Annotated in this window: 20 protein-coding genes; all 20 read left to right on the top strand. The window is 35.9% G+C overall.

What is annotated here, in order from left to right; translation table 11 throughout:
- The first annotated feature begins 144 nt into the window (after positions 1-144).
- On the top strand, positions 145-1,539 hold the full coding sequence (locus DW996_RS05465) for a glycerophosphodiester phosphodiesterase family protein (protein WP_118535096.1): 1,395 nt from the start codon (positions 145-147) through the stop codon (positions 1,537-1,539).
- The gene (locus DW996_RS05470; RefSeq protein ID WP_118535097.1) at positions 1,524-1,925 is read left to right on the top strand and encodes a hypothetical protein; all 402 of its coding nucleotides are present in this window, start codon (positions 1,524-1,526) and stop codon (positions 1,923-1,925) included. Before DW996_RS05465 ends, DW996_RS05470 begins: the two co-directional genes overlap by 16 nt.
- Positions 1,926-1,967: 42 nt before the next feature.
- Positions 1,968-3,038: a sugar phosphate isomerase/epimerase family protein gene (locus DW996_RS05475; RefSeq protein WP_147403531.1), complete on the top strand. Its 1,071-nt coding sequence runs from the start codon at positions 1,968-1,970 to the stop codon at positions 3,036-3,038.
- 11 nt (positions 3,039-3,049) lie between these two features.
- Positions 3,050-3,958, top strand: coding sequence for a sugar phosphate isomerase/epimerase family protein (locus tag DW996_RS05480; protein ID WP_118535099.1), 909 nt, complete (start codon positions 3,050-3,052; stop codon positions 3,956-3,958).
- 118 nt (positions 3,959-4,076) lie between these two features.
- Complete coding sequence (locus tag DW996_RS05485) at positions 4,077-5,372, top strand: ATP-binding protein (protein WP_118535100.1); 1,296 nt, start codon at positions 4,077-4,079, stop codon at positions 5,370-5,372.
- Positions 5,373-5,648: 276 nt separating this feature from the next.
- Positions 5,649-6,473, top strand: coding sequence for a class II fructose-bisphosphate aldolase (locus DW996_RS05490; protein WP_158575226.1), 825 nt, complete (start codon positions 5,649-5,651; stop codon positions 6,471-6,473).
- The gene (locus DW996_RS05495; RefSeq protein ID WP_118535102.1) at positions 6,473-8,002 is read left to right on the top strand and encodes an FGGY-family carbohydrate kinase; all 1,530 of its coding nucleotides are present in this window, start codon (positions 6,473-6,475) and stop codon (positions 8,000-8,002) included. The genes DW996_RS05490 and DW996_RS05495 overlap by 1 nt, the downstream gene beginning before the upstream one ends.
- 12 nt (positions 8,003-8,014) lie before the next feature.
- Positions 8,015-9,154, top strand: coding sequence for an iron-containing alcohol dehydrogenase (locus DW996_RS05500; protein ID WP_118535103.1), 1,140 nt, complete (start codon positions 8,015-8,017; stop codon positions 9,152-9,154).
- 15 nt (positions 9,155-9,169) lie between these two features.
- Positions 9,170-9,940 (top strand): phosphocholine cytidylyltransferase family protein, encoded by a 771-nt coding sequence (locus DW996_RS05505; RefSeq protein ID WP_118535104.1) that lies wholly within the window; start codon positions 9,170-9,172, stop codon positions 9,938-9,940.
- On the top strand, positions 9,918-11,195 hold the full coding sequence (locus DW996_RS05510; RefSeq protein ID WP_147403532.1) for a CDP-glycerol glycerophosphotransferase family protein: 1,278 nt from the start codon (positions 9,918-9,920) through the stop codon (positions 11,193-11,195). Before DW996_RS05505 ends, DW996_RS05510 begins: the two co-directional genes overlap by 23 nt.
- A 70-nt stretch (positions 11,196-11,265) precedes the next feature.
- A complete protein-coding gene (locus DW996_RS05515; protein ID WP_118535106.1) occupies positions 11,266-12,360 on the top strand; it encodes a 6-hydroxymethylpterin diphosphokinase MptE-like protein in 1,095 nt (364 codons plus the stop codon).
- Between the two features lie 6 nt (positions 12,361-12,366).
- Positions 12,367-13,353, top strand: a complete 987-nt coding sequence (gene pseB / locus DW996_RS05520; RefSeq protein ID WP_118535107.1) for a UDP-N-acetylglucosamine 4,6-dehydratase (inverting) — start codon at positions 12,367-12,369, stop codon at positions 13,351-13,353.
- Positions 13,354-13,374: 21 nt separating this feature from the next.
- The gene (gene pseF / locus DW996_RS05525) at positions 13,375-14,067 is read left to right on the top strand and encodes a pseudaminic acid cytidylyltransferase (protein ID WP_118535108.1); all 693 of its coding nucleotides are present in this window, start codon (positions 13,375-13,377) and stop codon (positions 14,065-14,067) included.
- 18 nt (positions 14,068-14,085) lie between these two features.
- Positions 14,086-14,937, top strand: coding sequence for a sugar nucleotide-binding protein (locus tag DW996_RS05530; protein WP_118535109.1), 852 nt, complete (start codon positions 14,086-14,088; stop codon positions 14,935-14,937).
- Between the two features lie 14 nt (positions 14,938-14,951).
- Complete coding sequence (locus DW996_RS05535; protein ID WP_118535110.1) at positions 14,952-16,019, top strand: N-acetylneuraminate synthase family protein; 1,068 nt, start codon at positions 14,952-14,954, stop codon at positions 16,017-16,019.
- Positions 16,013-16,549, top strand: a complete 537-nt coding sequence (locus tag DW996_RS05540) for a GNAT family N-acetyltransferase (protein ID WP_118535111.1) — start codon at positions 16,013-16,015, stop codon at positions 16,547-16,549. Before DW996_RS05535 ends, DW996_RS05540 begins: the two co-directional genes overlap by 7 nt.
- 24 nt (positions 16,550-16,573) lie before the next feature.
- A complete protein-coding gene (locus tag DW996_RS05545; protein WP_118535112.1) occupies positions 16,574-17,755 on the top strand; it encodes a capsular polysaccharide synthesis protein in 1,182 nt (393 codons plus the stop codon).
- A 73-nt stretch (positions 17,756-17,828) separates the two neighbouring features.
- Positions 17,829-18,911 (top strand): glycosyltransferase family 32 protein, encoded by a 1,083-nt coding sequence (locus DW996_RS05550; protein ID WP_158575228.1) that lies wholly within the window; start codon positions 17,829-17,831, stop codon positions 18,909-18,911.
- Positions 18,912-19,021: 110 nt separating this feature from the next.
- Positions 19,022-20,179, top strand: a complete 1,158-nt coding sequence (locus tag DW996_RS05555; protein ID WP_118535114.1) for a glycosyltransferase family 2 protein — start codon at positions 19,022-19,024, stop codon at positions 20,177-20,179.
- 65 nt (positions 20,180-20,244) lie between these two features.
- Entirely contained in the window at positions 20,245-21,333 is a 1,089-nt protein-coding gene (locus DW996_RS05560; protein ID WP_118535115.1) for a radical SAM protein, read from the top strand.
- The last annotated feature ends 2 nt before the right edge of the window (positions 21,334-21,335 follow it).

Here is a 21,335-nt window from a genome sequence, read left to right on the forward strand (position 1 = left end):
GGGAAGGCTTTCGTTATGAAATCAGTGATTTTGTGTCCAAGATAAACGGAGTGGATCGAAATGGTTATAAATTAAAGGCAGAAGAAGCCATTGCTATGGCAGGAATCACAGAGGCATTTATGAGAGAGAAGGACAGGTTATTGCATGGAAAAAGCAGGTATTAGCATTGGCATCGTCGGGACCGGAAGAATTGCAGAGCGATTCTGGGATGAAAGCCTGTATGTGGAAGGCATACAGGTGGCAGCCATCTATAACAGGCATATGGAGAGTGTACGATGGTTTGCAGCGAAAAAGAAGATATCCGGTGAAGAAGATATTTTACTTACAGATGATGTGGAAGCTTTTTATCATAAAGTGGATGCGGTTTATGTGGCATCGCCTCACGAATATCATGTGTCTTATACTATACAGGCCTTACAGCATAATAAGCATGTAATTTGTGAAAAACCTATGGCGGTCACCAAGCAGGAGGCAGAGGACATATTTGCACTGGCAAATGAAAAGCATCTGGTTTGTATGGAGGCCATTAAGACAGCTTATTGTCCGGGATTTCAGAAATTGCTATATCTGGTTATGGATGGAGCGATTGGAACTGTCCGGGATATTGATGCTACTTTTACCAAAATCGGTTCTGCAGCGGGACGGGAGATGTGGAGTGCATACGGAGGAAGCTTTGTGGAACTGGGGAGTTATGTGTTACTCCCTATTATGAAAATTTATGGGACGCAGGGAGAAAAACCAGAGATACATACATTTTCGTTGGAAGGGGCACCACAGCATGATTCCTACACTAAGATGATGTTTACTTATCATAATCACGTGGCAACTGTAAAGACGGGATTAGGGGTAAAGTCAGAAGGGGAACTGATTATTTCCGGAGACAGGGGATATCTTCGGGTACCATCTCCTTGGTGGTTGACAAAACACATTGAAGTACATCACGAAGATCCCAATCAGGTGGAGATATATGAAAAGCCCTTTGATGGAGCGGGATTGCGATATGAGATTGCAGAATTTGTGAAGAAGATTCAAGGTGAGGAAAGTTCAGCGGTAAGTGCAGAAGAAAGTATCTGGCTGGCGGAAATAATAGAGCATTTTCGTCTGGAACAGGATGAAAAAGGGAAGAATAGCGCTAACGAATCCGAATACAACAAGGCGGATGTGAAAATCTGGGCACACCGGGGATGTAGTATGGCATATCCGGAAAACACATTGCTTGCTTTTAAGAAAGCGGCAGAACTACCAGGGATTACGGGAATCGAATTGGATGTGCAGTTGAGCCGTGATGGGGAGATTGTGGTGATTCATGACGAACGGGTTGACCGGACAACAGATGGATGCGGGCGTGTATGTGATTTCAGTTTGGAAGAATTACGAGAATTATCTATTACAGGCTCCGGTCAAGATGAAAAACTGCAGATTCCTATGTTAAAAGAAGTATTTGAACTGCTGAGACCATATTGCATAAGAGATGGACTTCAAATCAATATTGAATTAAAAATAGCATTATTCCATATGAGGGTATGGAACAGAAAGTAATGGACTTGGCAAGAGACTATGGACTTAGCAGTTATATTGTCTATTCTTCCTTTAATCATAAGTCACTGGAGGTGGTGCGAAGTATAGAATCCGAAGCTGAGATTGCGCCTTTGGCGGGAGATTATCACAGTTGTCTTGATGGGTTTCATCAGTTGCAGGCAGATGCTATTCATCCGGGAAATTTGGGCATGCCGGTGAATGCAGATGATGTTAAAAAGTTGATGGGGTTATCTATCCCGGTGAGAATGTATAATGGCACAGAACCATTGTATGGACAGAGCAAGCGGTTACCAGATATGGATTTGCGAGAGTACTGTCTGTTGGGAACTACAGATATATTTACCAATGTGCCGGAGCGCTATCTTGGACAAACTAGTAAAAAGTAGTAAATCTGTTGGGGGAAAAAGATGTTATCAGGTGTACAATATATGCCATCATTAAAGATGGAGGCAATTGCAGAGGGTGGATTCTCATATGCGGAAATTCCCTATGAGTTGATTGAAAGAAACGGTTTACCCACCTACGAGAAGAAGGAGGGAGAGAGCCGTCTGTTGCGAGTCTCAGGTTTGACATATCCCTTACAGGATGTGGTGTCAGATAAGTTGTATGCGTTGTTGGAGGCGTGTAAAAAATACCAGGGAAATTATCTGGTACTGGAGACTATGAATTGCAAACCGGGAATATTGGAAGAGATTGTGGAAGAATGTGCTATGATGCTTGTGGATTATGGCATCCCAATTTTTATTGAAAACGGATGTCAAGGAGATGATATATCCGGTTATATTCATAGTGTTTATTCCGATGTGTCCGGTTTGAAGAGAATCGCGGATTATTGTAATAGGCTTTGTGAACGACCTATGGTGGGGATTTGCTATAATATCGGATATGGAAATCTTCTGGCAAAAAATATTCGCAGCCAACTGCATCAATGCCGGGAATATTTGTGTATGATTCATGCCAATGATAATGGTGGTATGAAAAACGATAGACAGATGCCTTATACCTTTACAAAGGGGAGAGGGGAACTGGTGACAGACTGGTATCATATTATCGGTCAGTTAATCCGTATGGACTTTCAAGGCTGGATGATTTTTGACACTATAGGATTGTTTGGAAGATGTCCGGAAAAATTGCAGACGCAATTTATTCGATTGCTTCGTGGGCTTGTTACAGAATGGGAAAGCCAGTACACCTTTGCAGAACGGGTATTAAACCAACCGGATAAAAAACTGATTTTATTTGGTGCAGGCAAGATGCTTGGAGAGTATATGCGGGTCTTCGGAGAACAGTATCCTCCCTACTTTGCGGTGGACAATGGATCGGCCAGATGGAATACGGAAATTCTGGGTGTTCCGGTAAAAAATCCACAGGAAATTTTGGCTGTGCCGGAGGAAGAAAGAAACGTGGTGATCTGTTGTATGTATTATGATGCCATTGGCACACAACTTCGGGAGATGGGGATAACATATAATGAGTTTCAGGACAGATACTTTGTCTAGAAGGAAATGATATGATAAAAGTAGGAGTACAGACAAAAGGGATATTACCGGAAATGGGATTGGAGGAAGGAGTAGCGCTGATTGCCTCCGCCGGTTTTGAGAGAGTGGATTTTAACCTGGATACCTTTCTTAAAAATTCAGATGTGTATGCAGGAAAAATAAATTCTTTTTTTGATGCGGATTTGGATGATTTGCTCAAATATTTTGGTGAGTATAAAGATACGTTTGAAAAGTATGGTATAAAACCATCGCAGATGCACGCACCTTATCCGATCCTGGTTCCTACGAGACCGGATATAACGGAATATATGCAGTCTGTAGTGATTCCAAAAAGTATTGCCATAGCAGGAATGATGGAGATTCCCTGGGTGGTGATGCATCCATTTAAACTACAGTATCTCTATGGGAGTGAGACGGAACGGGCTATGAATCTGGAGTTTTTCCGTTCCCTGATTCCGATGTTAAAAGAACATCATGCAGGTGTGTGTGTGGAGAATTTGTATCAAAGTGTAGGTGGGCGTATTACAGAGGGAACCTGTGCCGATCCGGCGGAGGCAATCTGGTATGTGGATACCTTGAATCAGCTGGCAGGAGAAGAACTGTTCGGATGTTGCCTGGATACCGGACATATGGAACTGGTTCACCGGACACCGGCAGACTATGTGAGGAAAGTCGGAAACAGATTAAAAATTTTGCATATGCATGAAAATGACGCCATTGGGGACTTGCACCAGATGCCATATACCTTTGGTAAAAAGCCGGAGGATGGAGTGGATTGGCAAGATTTTTCCAAGGCATTGGATGAAGTTGGCTTTGATGGAACTTTGAGTTTTGAGACGTTCCCATGTATGAATAGCTTTCCCAGAGGAGTGAGAGGGGAAGTGCTTCGGACGATATGTGAGATTGGGAGAAACATGTAGAAAAATGTAAATAATTAAAAATAGACATGTAAAATAATGCGAATAATCAAAAAAATACCATTGAAATTTACACGAGTATTTACTATATTGTAATCAGGACCCGTAAGGAGGAGAGATTATGTATAGGAAGATTACAGATTTTTTAGAGCAATGGAAAGAAAGTGAACATCGCAAACCTCTTATATTACAGGGGGCGAGACAGGTGGGTAAGACATATTCAATTTTGGAATTTGGTCGAACACACTATGACAATGTAGCATACTTCAACTTTGAAACAAATTCTAAATTGAATGAAACATTTGAGGAAAATATCAGCCCGGGATATTTGATACCGATTTTATCTCATATTGCAGGACAGACAATAGTGAAAGAGAGGACGCTTATAGTTTTTGATGAGGTACAACTATGCGAAAGGGCGTTAACATCCCTCAAATATTTTTGTGAAGAAGCACCGGATTATCACATTATTGTGGCAGGAAGTCTGCTTGGAGTTGCAGTCAACCGGCAGAAATTTTCATTTCCGGTTGGAAAAGTTGATATGAAGACATTATATCCTATGGACATTGAGGAATTTATGCTGGCATTGGGAGAAAACGATTTGGTAAATCAGATAAAGAACAGTTTTCAAACAGATAAACCGCTGCCGACTGCTCTGCATGATTATGCGATGATGCTCTATAGACAATATTTGGTTGTAGGTGGAATGCCAGAGTGTGTGCTGCAATATGCAGAAACAAAAGATTATATATTGGTACGTCACACACAGGATACGATACTAGCAAGCTATCTGAATGACATGAGCAAATATAACAACTTGAACGAAATCAAGAAAACAAGACTTGCTTATGATAACATCACAGTACAGTTATCGAAAAAGAATACACGTTTTCAATATAAGCTGATAAAAAAAGGCGGACGTGCATCTGAATTTGAAAATGCCATAGAATGGCTGAATTTATCAGGTATTGTATCTCAGGTATACAGAGTTGAGCAGATAAAGAAACCACTGGAAAATTATCGTGACATTGACGCGTTCAAAATTTATGTATCAGATATGGGACTTCTATGTGCAAAGAAGGATGTGATTGCAAATGATATTCTATATATGGTGGAGGAACTCAACGATTTTAAGGGTGGTATGGCGGAGAATTATGTCAATGTACAGCTTTCCATAAATGGATATAACACGTATTATTGGCAGTCAGACCGGGGAGCAGAGATAGACTTTGTTATCCAGCGTGAAGGGAAGCTTATACCAATTGAGGTAAAATCAGCTGATAATACAAGAGCGAAGAGTCTAAAAGTATATATGGATGCGTTTAAACCGGAATATGCAATTAAGCTTTCGTCTAAGAATTTTGGGTTTGAGGACAATAAAAAGATTGTCCCATTGTACGCAGCGTTTTGCATCTGAGGAACTGGGAAATTTATGAATCAAATGACAAAGCAAAATTAGAAGGAAAGGTTAATAAAGATAAGGATGTAACCGATATGGACAGTAGGCAAATTGGATTTGTGTAGCACAAATGTTGGGAAGTATGAGGCATTTGAAGGTGTGCGAATGGAGTCGCTTTATAGAATATATCGGAGAATGTGTTATTGCTAGTGTAACAGTTTTGTGTATGAAGCCCTGCATTTGGATGCAGGGCTTTTTGAGTTATAAACGAAAATTTGTATGGAGACGTTTAAAATGAAGAATTATATAGGAAATGAAATTGTATTTGCATTTAACATATGGGATATTAATTCTGCAAAAGCAATCATAGATGCAGCAGCAGTACTTAAGAAGAATGTAATATTACAGACGTCAGTAAGTATATACAAAAAGGTTGATGTTAGTTTCATAAGATACTTTATCACAGAGTATGCGAAAGCAAAAAATATAAATGCGTGGTTACATTTAGATCACTGTAAAGATGAAGGAATAATAAAAGATGCAATTGATAATGGGTATGATTCTATTATGATTGATGCGTCAAGTATGGATTTGCAGAATAATATAAAAATAACAAACCAGATTGCCAAAATAGCACATAATAAAAACGTGGTGGTTGAGGCAGAATTAGGACAAATAAAAGGAACAGAAGATGACATCGAGTGTAGTGGAGAAACGAAGGTGAGATTAGAAGAAATAGACACGTTTTTGTCAGAAACTGATGCGGATATGGTAGCAGTAGCGTTTGGAAATGCGCATGGAATATATAAAGGTAATCCCAAATTAGATTACAACATAGTAAAATATGTTACTGATAGAACAGACAGACCATTTGTGGTACATGGTGGAAGCGGGATGTCAGACGAAATTATAAAAAGACTTGTTCAAATAAAAGGTGTGAAGAAAATAAATATATCAACAGATGTAAAAGTTGCGTATAGAGAAGGAATATTGAATTCGATAGAAAATGGAAACTTTGATAGAGATGGATTTCAGGCTATTAAGGTAGAAAATGATATACACAATATGATAGAAAAGATGGCTACAGATAAGATGAAACTATTGGATGAGGTGGAATAATGAAAAATGTAAAGGTTATTAATATGGGACTAAAAAGCATACGTTCTATCATATTTGCTGAAAATGGTATGAAAATCGGAAGCGCATCAATCGCAATCAATACAGCCATAAATGATAAATGTGTAGAACAGAATCCTAATGAATGGTGGGAAAAAGCAGCTATCGTTATACATAAATCCATGAAAGATGCTGGAACGCAGAACATAGATTTTATTACAGTTACAACGTCGGCATCATGCCTTGTCTGTGTTGACAGGTATGGCAATTCGTTGGGTAGAGCACTTATGGTATCTGATAAGAGGGCAGAACAAGAAGCATTGGAAATAAAACAAATGCCAGAATTTCAGTCGACATTTGAAAAAACAGGGTTGGATATGTCATCGAGTTTAATGTTGCCAAAGATATTTTGGGTAAAAAAACATACACCTGAAATATTTGAAAAAACAGAATTCTTTATGACACCAAATGATTTTCTGATCTATAAACTAACTGGAAAATGTGTGACAGATTATTTAAACGCAATAAAATATCATTATAGTGCGGAAACGAGGGAATATCCAGAACAACTATTAAAAAGGCTAGGAATCAAGAATGAGACATTGCCGAAAGTGGAAAATATTGGTGTTTACATAGGATGTGTTTTGCCTGATATAGTACATAAATTGGGATTAAATGCTGAGACAAGAGTGGTACTTAGTTCTTATGATGCAATATGCTCATTTATCGGAAGTGGGGTCTGCGAAGAAGGGGAATCAAGCGATGTATCTGGAACAGTGACGGTTTTTAGAACATTAACGAAGAGAGAGCCTCGTAGTTCTTCTAAAGTGTACAATATCCCATACCATAATGAAAAGGCAAATATAGTAGGTGGATCAAATAATCTTGGTGGTGGTTTGATAGAATGGGTAAAACAATGTTATTATTTGAAGGACGAGTATCCATATGAAATAATGGAGAAAGAGGCCGCGGAATCCGATATAGGTGCAAGGGGTTTGATTTTCTTGCCATATCTGTTAGGAGAAAGGACACCTATATGGGATGACGATGCGAGAGGTGTGTTTTTAGGTCTTGAAAGAATGCATACAAGAAAGGATATGACAAGAGCTGTATTTGAAAGCACAGGATTTATAGATTTAAGTATAATAGATGCCATAAAAGAAAATGGAACGGACATTGATAATGTTAGACTTTCGGGGGGGCTTGCAAGGATTAATCTAATCTCGCAAATAAAAGCAGATATATTGGGGAAAAACGTTCTTGTATTATCAGAGTTTGAAACAACAGCATCAGGGGCAGCGATGATTGTTTTAAAAGAGCAAGGAGTATGTTCGAGTATGAAGGCTGCAGCAGATAAATTTGCTACTATTAGGATGATTATAAATCCCAATATGGATAATCATAAAAAATATATGTATATGTATGAGCTATATAAGGAATCATATAAAACTTTAAAACCGCTTTTCAAGAAGAGAAAGGAAATGGTTGATAAGTTAAAAAATGACAAAGAAATTCAGATAGAAAATTTGTAGGTGGGTAACAGTATGAGTTTTAATATTAGTCTTAAGACAAAAATTCATTTTGGAACCAATATCGTTGAAAAAGCATTAAACGATGAGGCACAAAACATCATAGGGAATGTCTTGATTGTGACAACAGGAAGAACGTTAGTTAAGAAAGGATATGTCGATAGTTTGTATAATATTCTTAAAACTAACAATAGAGTTAATCAGGTTTTAGTGTACGATAAGGTAAGTGGTAATCCTAAAATATCGGAAGTAGAGGAAGCAATTTCAATTGGGAGAGAGTCTGATGTTAATATTGTGATAGGATTTGGTGGCGGAAGTTCTATAGATGCTGCTAAAGCAGTTGCAGTTGGAATTGGGGCAAAAAATCCCATAGAGAATTATCTATTTAATGGTATGATTCCAGGAAAGGAAACATTACCGATAATAGCAATCCCGACAACAGCAGGAACAGGGAGTGAATTAAGCAAAGGGGCTATTATAACGAGTGGTGAGAAAAAAATAAAAACGGGAATTCGGGGAGAAAATATTATTCCGAAGATTGCAATTGTTGATGCGGCATATACATTGACTGTACCAGATAAAATTTCAATGGAAACAGGATTTGATGTACTGGCACATGCGATAGAAGCTTATGTTTCACAGAAGGCGAACATGTTTTCGGAAATGCTTTCGGAAAAGGCGATAAGAATAGTTGCGGAATATTTACCAATTATTCATGCAAATCCGAATAATATAAATGCTCGTGAACAGTTGAGTTATGCAAGTATGTTAATGGGATTAAATCTTGCAAATGTTGGAACATGTCTTCCACATAGAATGCAATATCCGATAGGAGGTGTAACAGAAAGCAGTCATGCCGAAGGATTGGTAGCCTTATATCCGTCATGGATATATCATCAATATAGAGTAAACGAAAACAAAATAAACAATATTTTATATTATATGGATTTACCAAAACCAGGGAATGCCAAAGCGGCAAAAAGTGAATTTCAGCAATTTATGAATAATCTGGGGTTAGATTATAATTTAAGACGACTAGGTATCTCAGAAAAGGATGTTGATATGTTATGCGATAAAGTGACAGGAAATATACAAAATGATAAATTGGCGGATAAACCGGATATTATAAAAATTATATATACTGAGTCAATGTAAGTAGAAGGAGAAAATATGCAAGCAATTATAATGGCAGCGGGTAAAGGTAGTAGATTAGGACAACTTACCAAGGATAAACCGAAATCATTTGTAGAGGTAAAAGGGATAAAACTACTAGAATATAACATAGCGTTGTTGCATGAATATGGAATAACCGATATCGTTGTAGTGACAGGGTATATGTCTGAAAAAATTGAAGAACTATGTAAAAACATAACAGGGGTACGGTGTGTGTTTAATCCATTTTATGAGCAGGTAAATGTGTTGGGATCATTTTACATTGGAATGCCGTACATACACGAAGATATCATTTATATGCATGCAGATACGTTGTGCGCACCATCTATATTTGATAGGTTAATTCATAAACTCGCAGATATTGTTCTTCCAATAGACTATAAAGTATGCGATGAAGAAGCAATGAAAGTTAGAACGGATGAAAACAAGGTTGTAGAAATTAGTAAAAATATCTCTTGTAGTGAAGCTGAAGGCGAATTTATTGGGATAGCCAAGATATCAAAAGAAGCGTTAGTTGATATTAAATATGCTACAAAAGTATTGATGCAGAAAAAAGAATTTACCTCGTATTTTGAAGGCGCAATAGAATATTTGATTAATCATAAGGACTATAAACCAAGTATAGTATCGACAGATGGAGAATTTTGGGGAGAGATTGATTTTATGGAAGATTATGAGAATGTATGCAGTAAGATTCCAGAAGAACTTTTTAGAATGGTAAAAATAGAAGAGGGAATGAACAGCATTGAAACTTGTATCAATGGGTAAGTCAAAAGAAGAAAAGTATATAAATAAACGAAAACGTAAAGCATTTAGGGAAAGATTATGTTTTTACATATGCAGAATATTTCCAATAAAAAATAATCTTATTAGTGTCTGCACATTTGAAGGAAAGGGTGGATTTGGATGTAACGCCAAGCCTTTAGTAGAAAAGCTACATGAGATAAATGATGAATGCCAATTTGTATGGTTTGTGAATGATATGAATAAGCAATTTCCAGACTACATAAAAAAAGTACCGAATACTTTGTGGAGCAGAGCGTATTGGCTCAGCAAATCAAAGGTGTGGATTGATAATTACCGAAAACCATTAGGAACATGTAAAAGAAAAAAACAATATTATATAAATATCAATCATTACACAATTGCAATTAAGAGTACTGGTTTGCTAAGAGGAAAAGGATTTTCCAAGATGGCATACCTTGTTAGTAAGAATGATTCAGATATGATAGATGATTTGGTTATTGATTCAAATTGGTGTGAACAGTGTTTTGACAAGGCATTGGTATATGAGGGAACGTATTTAAAGACAGGAGCGCCTAGATGTGATGTACTTTACGGAGATAGAAGTGATTTAAAAACTAAGTTTTATGAAAAACATAGCCTACCTAAATATGCAAAGGTTGTAATGTTTGCACCAACCTTCAGAGAGGAGGCCAAGAATGGTGTTCGTAGCGTATATTCTGAAATATGGTCCATAGACTTTAAGCGATTGATAGATAACCTTGAAAAGAAATTTGGTGGAGAGTGGTATGTATGTATAAGAGTTCATCCGCAGTTAGCACCAACTTTCAGAGAGTATAAAAATCCAGAGGTACAGAATAGACTTATTGATGAAAGTCAGGCAGATGATATGTATGAGATACTGGCAGCTATGGACGCATATATTACTGATTACTCAAGTGCATGCTTCGAGGCGGGATTTGCACATATACCGGTATTTATATATGCTGATGATATACAAAAATATGCCCAGGACAGAGGGGCATTGATGTGGAATATCGCGTCAGAACCGAGACATAATGTGGGAAATAATAAGAAATTTACACCGAAGATGGATGTAAAAATTCCATTTCCGATTGCAAGTGATAATGAGCAGTTGGAAGAGGATATTATGGAATTTCGGCAGGACGAGTATGATGATAGGCTGGACATATTCCATGAGAAAATGGGACTTGTGTTTAATGGGAATGCGAGTGAGAAGTTGGCTGAGATAATATTAAAAATACTTTGTGATACTTGATATAGATTCATAATACATAATCCCCAATTTAAAAAAACTTGTTGAATACGCATTAAAGGAAAGAGGAAAAATGATATATGAGTTGTCATCATTAAAGGAATTTTGTCAAATAATAGATGATAAAGAGAATGTTTTTCTTGCGGCTGCAGGATATTATGGAACTATGGTAGGAGAGTACCTGAATCACTCTAATATTCAATGGAGAGGATATATTGATAATAGTGAGGAAAAACAAGGGAAATGTTTGGAAGGCAAAGAAGTATATGAGTATGAGATATTGAAAAAGTATTCTGAGGTAATTGTTGTGATTTGCACAATTATGAGAGCAAAAGAGATAGAAGATCAACTGAAGAACTTTGGAGTAGATGATAAGGATATTATACGGTTTGACAATAGAAAGATATTTCACTTAGCGAATTATAATAATCTAAATCCGCAGACCAAAATTGAAAAGATAAAAAAACTCAAAAATATAGCAAATGGAAGGAAGAGATGTTTTGTTATAGCAACCGGACCTAGTCTTACCATAGAGGACTTGGAGTTGCTAGATGATGAATTTACTATTTCGGTTAATTCTATAGTAGAATGTTTCTCAGAAACTAAATGGAGACCAAATTGTTATGTTGCAGAAGATCCGGTGGTGTATGAGATGTTTATTAAGAACTATGGAGTGGAGAAACTATCTAAGGATTGTGAGTATTTAGTTTTCGCAATTAGTAGCGGAATGCTACCTTTTGGTGATATATATGATAATATGTACTTTTTTAATCTAGTTGATGAATCGTATGCTCGTATTCCTAATTTTTCAGAAGAATTTTCAGAAATTGTATATGAATCTAGTACCGTGATATATCCAGCAATACAGTTGGCTTTTTATATGGGATTTAAAGAGGTATATATGTTAGGTGCTGATTTGGGGTTTTCACTAGTCAAAAATGAGGAGGGAGATGTGGAACAAAAAGCAAATAAGGAAGCTACAGCATCTTTCTTGAAGAAACAAGTATCTAAAGCATCAATTTATGAGGAAAAAAAAATAATTCGTGGATATCGAGCGGCAAAAAAATATGCAGATGAGCACAATCTGATTTTAAAAAATGCCACTAGAGGTGGATATTTGAATGAATTAGAAAGAGTACAATTGGAAGAAGTCTTAAGAAGGAGATAGAGGAATATGCTTAATGGAAAAACAATATTGGTAACAGGGGGAACAGGTTCTTTTGGAAATCAGTTTGTTGAATATGTACTAAAACATTATCAACCTAAAAAGATCATAATTTATTCACGCGATGAATATAAGCAATTTATTATGCAAAATAAATTTAAGCAATATGAGGATATTATGCGGTATTTCATTGGTGATGTAAGAGATCTAAATAGAATGAGGAGAGCATTTGAAGGAGTGGATTATGTGATTCACGCGGCAGCTCTCAAGCAGGTGCCAGCCTGTGAGTATAATCCAATGGAGGCCATAAAGACAAATATAAATGGTGCTACTAACGTAATAGATGCAGCTTTAGACTGTGGGGTGAAGAAAGTAGTTGCGTTGTCTACAGATAAGGCAGTTAATCCAATCAACTTGTATGGTGGAACGAAACTTGTGTCTGATAAACTGTTTATTGCAGGTAATAGTTATTCGGGACAAAGAAAGACAACTTTTTCGATTGTTCGATACGGGAATGTTGCAGGAAGCAGAGGGTCAGTTATTCCTTTTTTCAGAAATGTTGTGGCAAATGGAGGCACGGAACTTCCAATTACAGATTATAAAATGACGAGATTTTGGATAAGCTTAGAAGAGGGCGTACAACTTGTGATTAAGGCTCTTTGCGAAGCACGAGGGGGGGAGACTTTTATATCAAAAATTCCATCATTTAAAGTTACGGACTTAGCACAAGCTATTTTGCCGGGATGTAGTATGCCAGAAGTGGGGATTCGAGAAGGAGAAAAACTTCATGAAGTTATGGTTACAAAAGAGGATGCGATGCACACATACGAGTATGATAAGAATTATGTGATTTATCCGTATATGAATTGGTGGCACGAAGATATGATTATTCCAGGCGGAAAAAAACTGGAGTATGGATTTGAGTATAACTCTGGCAACAATACAGAATGGTTGAATGTGGAGCAATTAAGAACATTATTAGAGGATGTAAAATAATAGATTAGGAAAGGTGAAAAAGTGAGTGTAATAGCAATAATTCCGGCAAGGGGTGGAAGTAAAAGGATTCCTCAAAAAAATATAAAAGATTTTTGTGGATTACCAATTATTAGTTATTCGATAAAAGCGGCATTGGAAAGCGGAGTTTTTGATGAAGTTATGGTATCAACCGATAGTGAAGATATAGCTAAGATTGCAAAAAAATTTGGGGCGAAAGTGCCTTTTTTCAGAAGCGAAAAAGCATCGAATGATTATGCTACAACAAGTGAAGTGATAATGGAGGTTTTATTAGAATATGAGAAAAGGGGACAGTATTTTGATGAAATCTGTTGTATATATCCAACAGCACCATTTGTTACAGCAAAAAAAATTAATGATGCAATTACAGTAATGCGAAGTGCACAGGCTGATACAGTTTTTCCGATTGTGGCATATTCATATCCACCTCAGAGGGGTGTAATCGTTGATGAAAACGGAATGGTTGTGTTATTACATCCTGAATTTATTGATTCACGTTCACAGGATTTACAGACGATCTATCACGATTGTGGACAGTTTTATTTTTTTAGACGAGACAGTTTTATGAAAAATAAGAGGATAAAAGTTGGAAAAATGGTTCCAATCATAACAAGTGAATTGGAAATGCAAGATATAGACAGCCAAGAGGACTGGAAAATCGCTGAACAAAAGTATTATAACCTACAAATGGGATAAGAAAGGTATGTAACGAGAATGAAAATCCTTGTAATTGGCTCTGGAGGGATGCTGGGGCATATAACGACATTATATTTGGCTGAACGCGGGTATGAAGTTTATGATATCTCAAAAACAAAAAAATGTCGCAAGGAAACAACACTGTTAGACGTATGCAATATAAATGTATTTTTAGAATATTTGCAACAACATCATTTTGATGTTGTTATTAATTGTGCGGCCCTTTTAGTCCATGCCAGTGAGGATAATCCTGAGATGGCAGAGATATTGAATGCAAAGTTTCCACATTGGTTAGAATCATATTATAAGGAGAAATCCACAAGGATTTTTCAGGTGAGTACTGCGGGAGTGTTTCGAGGCGACAATGCTCCATATTCAGAAACGGATATTTGTGATGCCAGTGGATGCTACAACGAAACAAAGATGCGTGGAGAATTAAATAATGAAAAGGATTTGACGATAAGATCTGATTTTTGGGGACCCAATATAAATGGGGCAACGCATGGATTATTTCATTGGGTAATGGCTGCGCAAGGAGAAGTTGCAGGATATTCAAATGTAGTAATAAATGGGGTTTCATCTTTAGAGTTTGCCCATTTTGTAGAATTGGCTATCCAAATTCCGTTAAGAGGGATATATCATTTGCATAGTGAGGAATGCATCTCAAAGGCAAATTTTATTAGGGGGATTTGCGAGGTGTTTGAGAAAACAGATATTTCAATAAGGGATGTTACAGAACCTCGAAAAAATACTTGCCTAGAAATAGGAAATAAATATATTCAATATCATACAAAGGATTATGCACAACAGATGAAAGACGTGAGAGAATGGATAAATAATCATAGAGATTTGTATTTGGGCTATTTTTAGAAACGAGGTAATTTATGAACTTTTATATTGGAAATAAAAAAATTGGCAATGGTTGCCGACCATATTTTATCGCTGATATTGCTGCGAATCATGATGGAGATCTGGAAAGAGCATACAAGTTGATTGAACTTGCTAAGGAAGCAGGAGCAGATTGTGCAAAGTTCCAGAATTTTAAGGCAAGAACCATTGTGAGTCGAAATGGATTTGACTCTATGGGTGGACAAGTTTCTCATCAAAAGAATTGGACGAAATCCGTTTATGATGTTTATGATGAGGCAAGTGTGGCAGATGAATGGTCTGCCTTATTAAAGGAAAAGTGTGATGAGGTGGGGATAGAATATATGACCAGTCCGTATGATTTTGCCAGTGTGGATTTGGCAGATAAATATTCTAATGCTTTCAAGATAGGTTCGGGAGATATTACATGGACTGAGATTATAGATTATATAGCACAAAAGGGAAAGCCTGTATTGCTTGCTACGGGTGCGTCATCTATGGAGGATGTGGAGAGAGCAATGAAGGTTTTAGAGCGAAATTGCAGAAAAATTGTATTGATGCAATGTAATACGAATTATACTGCCAGTCGAGAAAATTATAAAAATATAAATCTGAATGTCTTAAACACGTACCAAAGAAAATATCCGGAAGTAGTTTTGGGATTGTCAGATCATACGTTTGGATATGCAACGGTGTTGGGAGCTATTGCTATGGGGGCTAGAGTTATCGAGAAACATTTTACCGATGACAATGATCGTATCGGCCCCGATCATAAATTCTCAATGAATCCTCAGACTTGGAGAGAAATGGTAGAGGAGTCTGGAAAGTTATATGAGGCATTGGGAGATGGGATAAAGAGAGTGGAGGACAATGAAGAAGACACTGTAGTGGTTCAAAGACGTTCATTATATTTTAATAAGAAAATTGAGGCAGGACAGATAATTACAGCGGATGATGTTTTCCCATTAAGACCCGCTAAGAAAGGAATGGTAATGCCTTATGAAAAAGAAAAGATTATTGGGAAAAAGGTGTGTCGAGATATTGAACCGGATACAGAGGTCAGATGGGAGGATATTGAATGCTAATAGGAAATAAAGTAATGCTGAGAGCATTATGCGAAGAAGATTTACCGCAGCTTATGGAATGGCGAAATTTACCGAATTTTAAGCGTAATTTTAGAGAATATAGAGAACTTAACATGTCAATGCAGAAAAACTGGTTTGATAAGGCGGTAGTAGGAGATGCTAGTACAGTTATGTTTGCAATTTGTGATAAAGAAAGCAGAGAACTGTTGGGGTGTTGTGGTTTATGCTATATTAACTGGATTCAGAGAAATGCAGACTTGTCTCTCTATATAGGTTATAACAATTCATATATCGATGATATGGGGATTGCAAAAGAAGCTTGTAGGTTGATGTTTGATTATGGATTCAATGAATTAAATTTGCACAAGTTATGGACAGAATTGTATGAGTACGATGAAAAAAAGATTGATTTTTATACAAGGGAATTTGGATTTCATAGAGATGGAGTATTAAGGGATCATCATTATATGGATGGAAGGTGGTGGGATTCCTATATTTATTCTTTGATAAAGAGTGAGTGGGTTAAGTAGAAGATTTAGAGGTCGAAGATCAGTATGGTAGTCATTGATTCAAATGAGAAACTGAATAAACTATTTGAAAGTATGGAAAATGATATTTGGATATATGGAGATGGAACTGTCGCAAGAGAACTTGCACTTCAAATAAGAGAATATTATGGTACATTAAATAAAATAAAGGCTTTTTTTGTCTCTCAAATAAGTGGGGAATCGCGAATGCTGGGAAAACCAGTATTGCAATATGAAGAGAAGGCTGTCAAAAAAGGACAAATTATTATTGTTGCGCTGGGACGAAAAGCAAGAATGGAGGTTATAAAAACATTAGGAGATTCAAAAGGAAAAGTATATGTGATTGATAGTACGTTATTGCAGAATAATGGGAAGCAAGAAATATATTATGAGGATTGCATAGGGGAAGTGAGGGGATTTTTAGAGAAATCTAACTATAGTGTGAGGGGACTTATGGGTGAGAAATCTGACTATAACAATAAGCGATATGCGTGGACTTGTTGGTGGCAAGGGGAAGAAGAGGCACCGGATTTAGTGAAGGCATGCATAAACAGCCAGAAGAAGAATTTGCCAAATGAAGTGGAACACATAGTTATCACGGAAAAAAATTGTGAAAACTATGTTGAATTTCCAGATTATATTATGGAAAAAGTGAAAGATGGAAGTATTACGTTAACCACATTTTCAGATATGCTCCGTGAAAAATTGTTGTATAAATATGGTGGGATTTGGTTTGATGCAACGGTTCTTATTCATAAGCCATTTCCAGTAGGATTTTTTGAGTTACCATTATATACATGTAGGGGAAAAAAGCACCATTTCTCAAGTTACTCCCAATGGTCTTTGTGGTGTATGGGAGGAGTAAAGGGAAATGAAATATTTAAATTTCTTTTTGATCTATTTTGCGAATACTATAAATTCAACAATAAAATTAAGTACTATTTAACTGTTGATTATTTTATAAAAGCAGCTCTTGTATATGTTGATGGAGCGAATGATTTATACAATGAAATCCCAATCAACAATGAAAATTCAAGCAAATTAGCCGAAGGATTAAAGGAAGAGTATTCAACATCACTATTTGAAGAATTAACACATGATACGTATTTATCAAAATTGACTACCAAACATTTTGATGGTAGAAATGGTGAGAATTTTGTGGGATTTTCAGATACATCGGTTTATGCATATATACTAGAACATTATTGAGAGGTAGACCAAAACAGAATCCATTATACAGGACATACTAAAACTGTAAATGAAATAAATGGAGGGAAAAGATGTGATTCTAAAAAATTATACATGGGATTATTTGAACAATTATAATCATGGTAAAAAATTGTGCTTTTTTGGAACAGGAAGGTTACTCGAGAGATTTCTTAGAAGTCATGAAAATCCCCAAATAGATTTATTTATTGATAACAGTAATGAAAAACAAGGGAAATACTATGTAGTTAATGAAAAGGAAATTCCAATCATATCGGTAGAAGAATTTAGCAAGAAAAATGTCACAATGTACATTATGGTTATAGCAGTACTTAATGTGGCAGAGATTTATTCACAAATAGAAAAATTTGAAACTATGAAAGATATGGAATGTTGTATATTAGTATTTTTAATGGATATGGAAAACAATGAACTTGAAAATAAAAGATTTTATCCTAGCGATTATAGGATTTTGACGAAGCCTGTGATACCGAAAAGAATACACTATTGTTGGTTCGGAAAGAGTGCTATACCCGAAAAAAATAGGATATGGATGGAAAGTTGGAAAAAATATTGTCCAGATTATGAGATTATAGAATGGAATGAGGACAATTATGATATAAATAAAAACAAATTTATGAGGCAAGCTTATGAGGCAAAAAAATGGGGGTTTGTACCGGATTATGCTCGGTTGGATATAATATATTGTAACGGAGGTATTTATTTGGATACGGATGTAGAATTATTGAAGCCGTTAGATGATTTATTGTATCAGGAAGCATTTTGCGGAATAGATGAATCAAAATGTGTTAGCCTAGGGTTGGGGTTTGGCGCAAGAAAAAACAATGGTATGATAGGCGAATTACGAGAATTATATGATAATATAAAGTTTGATGTAAATAAAATGGTCGCAGCACCGGCTATGCAGAAGCAGTACTTTGCAAATAAGGGATATAAAACGAATGGAGATTACCAGATTATTGGCGATATGACTATTTATCCAGAAAAAGTTTTGTCTGGAAAAAGTAATATTACAGGGATAATAAGACCTACTGAGCATACTTATGCTGTACATCATTATGACGCATCGTGGGTGGATGAAAAAAGATTATACAATATTAGTAAACGGCAAGAGTTATATTGGGAGTTAAACAATTAAAACCATTAGATGGATATGTAAAAAATTCTGTGAATTAATCTATGAGGAAAGATACTTTATCTATTTTTGAATATAAGGCAAGAAGTTAATGAGAGGTAAGTTAAAATAGAATGAAGAGCATCGGAGTGGTAGTTCCAATTTACAATACAAAAAACTATTTAGTGCAATGTGTAGAAAGTATTTTAAATCAGAATTATGAAAAATTACAAGTTGTATTAGTTGATGATGGTTCAAATGATGGCAGTGAAAAAATTTGTGACGAATTTGAGAAAAAAGACTCTAGAATTAAAGTGATTCATCAGGTGAATAGAGGAAAATTAGAGTCGAGATATGTTGGCGCATTTAACTTAGAAACAGATTATATTACATTTGTAGATTCAGATGATTGGATTGCTAGTGATACATATAGTATTTTTTCTGAATATATGGAGCAGGAAGTAGATATTATTTCATATAAAATTATTCGTTATAAAAGTGCTGGCTATCAAATAGAATCTGTGGAGAAAATAGAACAAGGTTTTTTTGAAGAAACTGAATATAGGAATACGATTTGTTCCACAATGATTTGGGATGAGAATACAAACTCCTACGGCATAGATCCGTCATTATGTAACAAATTATTTAAGCGGGAAATCATTATGCCACACTTAGAAAGGGCAAGAAAAATTTGTATACTTTATGGCGATGATGCAGCGGTAGTATATCCAACTCTATATTCAGCTAATTCCTATGCCATTATAAATGCATATAAGTATTATCATAGAATTCGTGTGAGTGGTGAGGTTGCATATTATTTTCGGGACGATAATTATTATTATAAATTAGTACAGTTATATGAGTATCTAAAAGAGTGTTTTAATGGTGATGCTAATTATGTACGACAATTGGATATGTTTTTTGCACATAGCGCGCAATTGAGATTGCAAAAATATGAAATTACGTGCAATAGGGGGGGATACCTTGCTCCATATAACAAAATACCAAAAGGAAGCAAAATTGTTTTATACGGTGCAGGGAATGTGGGACAGTCATATTATAAACAAATTACGGAATTGAACTACTGTCAAATAGTAGCATGGATGGATAAGAATAAGACGTGTTGTGGTAGCAAAAAACTATCACGGTATATGGACTTTACTAGTGTCGATTATGACTATGTGGTAATAGCATTAAAATCAGAGAGTGCAGTCAAAAAAATTATACAGGAAATGTGTGATAACTATGGCGTTATTGCTGATAAAATAATATGGGAATTTCATGAACTATAAGGGTTTTGACAGGGTGCTGATTTAGGAGTATGTAGGTATAATTAACAAAAGGCAGAATATGTAATATGAAAAAAATTTGGATTTATGGAGCAGGGAAAAGGGGCTTAGAGGCTTACAAGAAATATGCTACATATAATAATCAACAAAATATGTTTGCGGGATTTGTGGATTCATACAGGTGTGGACAATTATGTGCAGGTATAAAAATCTCCGAATTAACAGAGGTTCCAAGGGAGGATATTATTGTAATATCTGTTGCAAGTTCAGATAAAATTGTACAAATATATGATTTATTAAGAGAACTTGAATACAATAATATATTTTTGTTTGATAACGAAAGGAATATGCAAAAAACAGCTTTTATAGATAATTGTTGTATAGACTGCAGTAATTGGGGAGTCGCTGTATTGTCACAGGCGGAAATGCATGTTTCAGATTATTGCAATCTAAATTGCAGAGGCTGCACGCACTATTCACCTATTTTTTCTAGACAATTGCCGGATACAACTGAACGAATACACGACATAGAATTATTGGCATCAAATTTTACTCATATTGTGGATTTTTATTTACTTGGAGGCGAACCTTTTTTGAATCCTGATATTGAGGAATATATTATCCAAGCATATGAGTTGTTGCCAGATACTCGATTACATATTGTTACGAATGGATTGTTGTTGCCTCAAATATCCTCTAATGTATTTCATACAATCAATCAGTATAATGTGGAAATCAGTATCTCTGAATATAAACCTACACATCAGATTATTGATAAAGTGAAGGACACATTAGAAAAATACAATGTAAGGTATAAAATAAGACCATATGACAGTAAACAGATGTTCAACAAACCATTGGTTGAACAAAGCAACAAAACTTATGACAAACTATGTATTTCTGATGGGTGTGTTAATGTATGGAATGGCAAAATTGCCAGATGTCCTTCGCTTATGTACGTACAAGAACTGAATAAAAGATTTGGACTAGATCTTCCGTCAGATGGAATATATCAATTGGATGGGAAGATATCTGGAAGAGAGTTAAAGAGACTTATGCAAGAAGGTGTCCCCTTGTGTGAACATTGTGTAAAGAATCCAATAGAATGGACATGCTGTGGTACTCAAGCTAAAGTTACAGATTTCGTGGAGGTATAGTT

The sequence above is a fragment of the Roseburia sp. AM51-8 genome (assembly GCF_003478275.1).
Classification (GTDB): domain Bacteria; phylum Bacillota; class Clostridia; order Lachnospirales; family Lachnospiraceae; genus Pararoseburia; species Pararoseburia lenta.

Excerpts from the sequence above, each read along its gene's own strand:
- DW996_RS05465 (WP_118535096.1), top strand. The coding sequence starts at position 145 with ATGGAAAAAGCAGGTATTAGCATTGGCATCGTCGGGACCGGAAGAATT.
- DW996_RS05470 (WP_118535097.1), top strand. The coding sequence starts at position 1,524 with ATGGAACAGAAAGTAATGGACTTGGCAAGAGACTATGGACTTAGCAGT.
- DW996_RS05475 (WP_147403531.1), top strand. The coding sequence starts at position 1,968 with ATGCCATCATTAAAGATGGAGGCAATTGCAGAGGGTGGATTCTCATAT.
- DW996_RS05480 (WP_118535099.1), top strand. The coding sequence starts at position 3,050 with ATGATAAAAGTAGGAGTACAGACAAAAGGGATATTACCGGAAATGGGA.
- DW996_RS05485 (WP_118535100.1), top strand. The coding sequence starts at position 4,077 with ATGTATAGGAAGATTACAGATTTTTTAGAGCAATGGAAAGAAAGTGAA.
- DW996_RS05490 (WP_158575226.1), top strand. The coding sequence starts at position 5,649 with ATGAAGAATTATATAGGAAATGAAATTGTATTTGCATTTAACATATGG.
- DW996_RS05495 (WP_118535102.1), top strand. The coding sequence starts at position 6,473 with ATGAAAAATGTAAAGGTTATTAATATGGGACTAAAAAGCATACGTTCT.
- DW996_RS05500 (WP_118535103.1), top strand. The coding sequence starts at position 8,015 with ATGAGTTTTAATATTAGTCTTAAGACAAAAATTCATTTTGGAACCAAT.
- DW996_RS05505 (WP_118535104.1), top strand. The coding sequence starts at position 9,170 with ATGCAAGCAATTATAATGGCAGCGGGTAAAGGTAGTAGATTAGGACAA.
- DW996_RS05515 (WP_118535106.1), top strand. The coding sequence starts at position 11,266 with ATGATATATGAGTTGTCATCATTAAAGGAATTTTGTCAAATAATAGAT.
- pseB (WP_118535107.1), top strand. The coding sequence starts at position 12,367 with ATGCTTAATGGAAAAACAATATTGGTAACAGGGGGAACAGGTTCTTTT.
- DW996_RS05530 (WP_118535109.1), top strand. The coding sequence starts at position 14,086 with ATGAAAATCCTTGTAATTGGCTCTGGAGGGATGCTGGGGCATATAACG.
- DW996_RS05535 (WP_118535110.1), top strand. The coding sequence starts at position 14,952 with ATGAACTTTTATATTGGAAATAAAAAAATTGGCAATGGTTGCCGACCA.
- DW996_RS05540 (WP_118535111.1), top strand. The coding sequence starts at position 16,013 with ATGCTAATAGGAAATAAAGTAATGCTGAGAGCATTATGCGAAGAAGAT.
- DW996_RS05545 (WP_118535112.1), top strand. The coding sequence starts at position 16,574 with ATGGTAGTCATTGATTCAAATGAGAAACTGAATAAACTATTTGAAAGT.
- DW996_RS05555 (WP_118535114.1), top strand. The coding sequence starts at position 19,022 with ATGAAGAGCATCGGAGTGGTAGTTCCAATTTACAATACAAAAAACTAT.
- DW996_RS05560 (WP_118535115.1), top strand. The coding sequence starts at position 20,245 with ATGAAAAAAATTTGGATTTATGGAGCAGGGAAAAGGGGCTTAGAGGCT.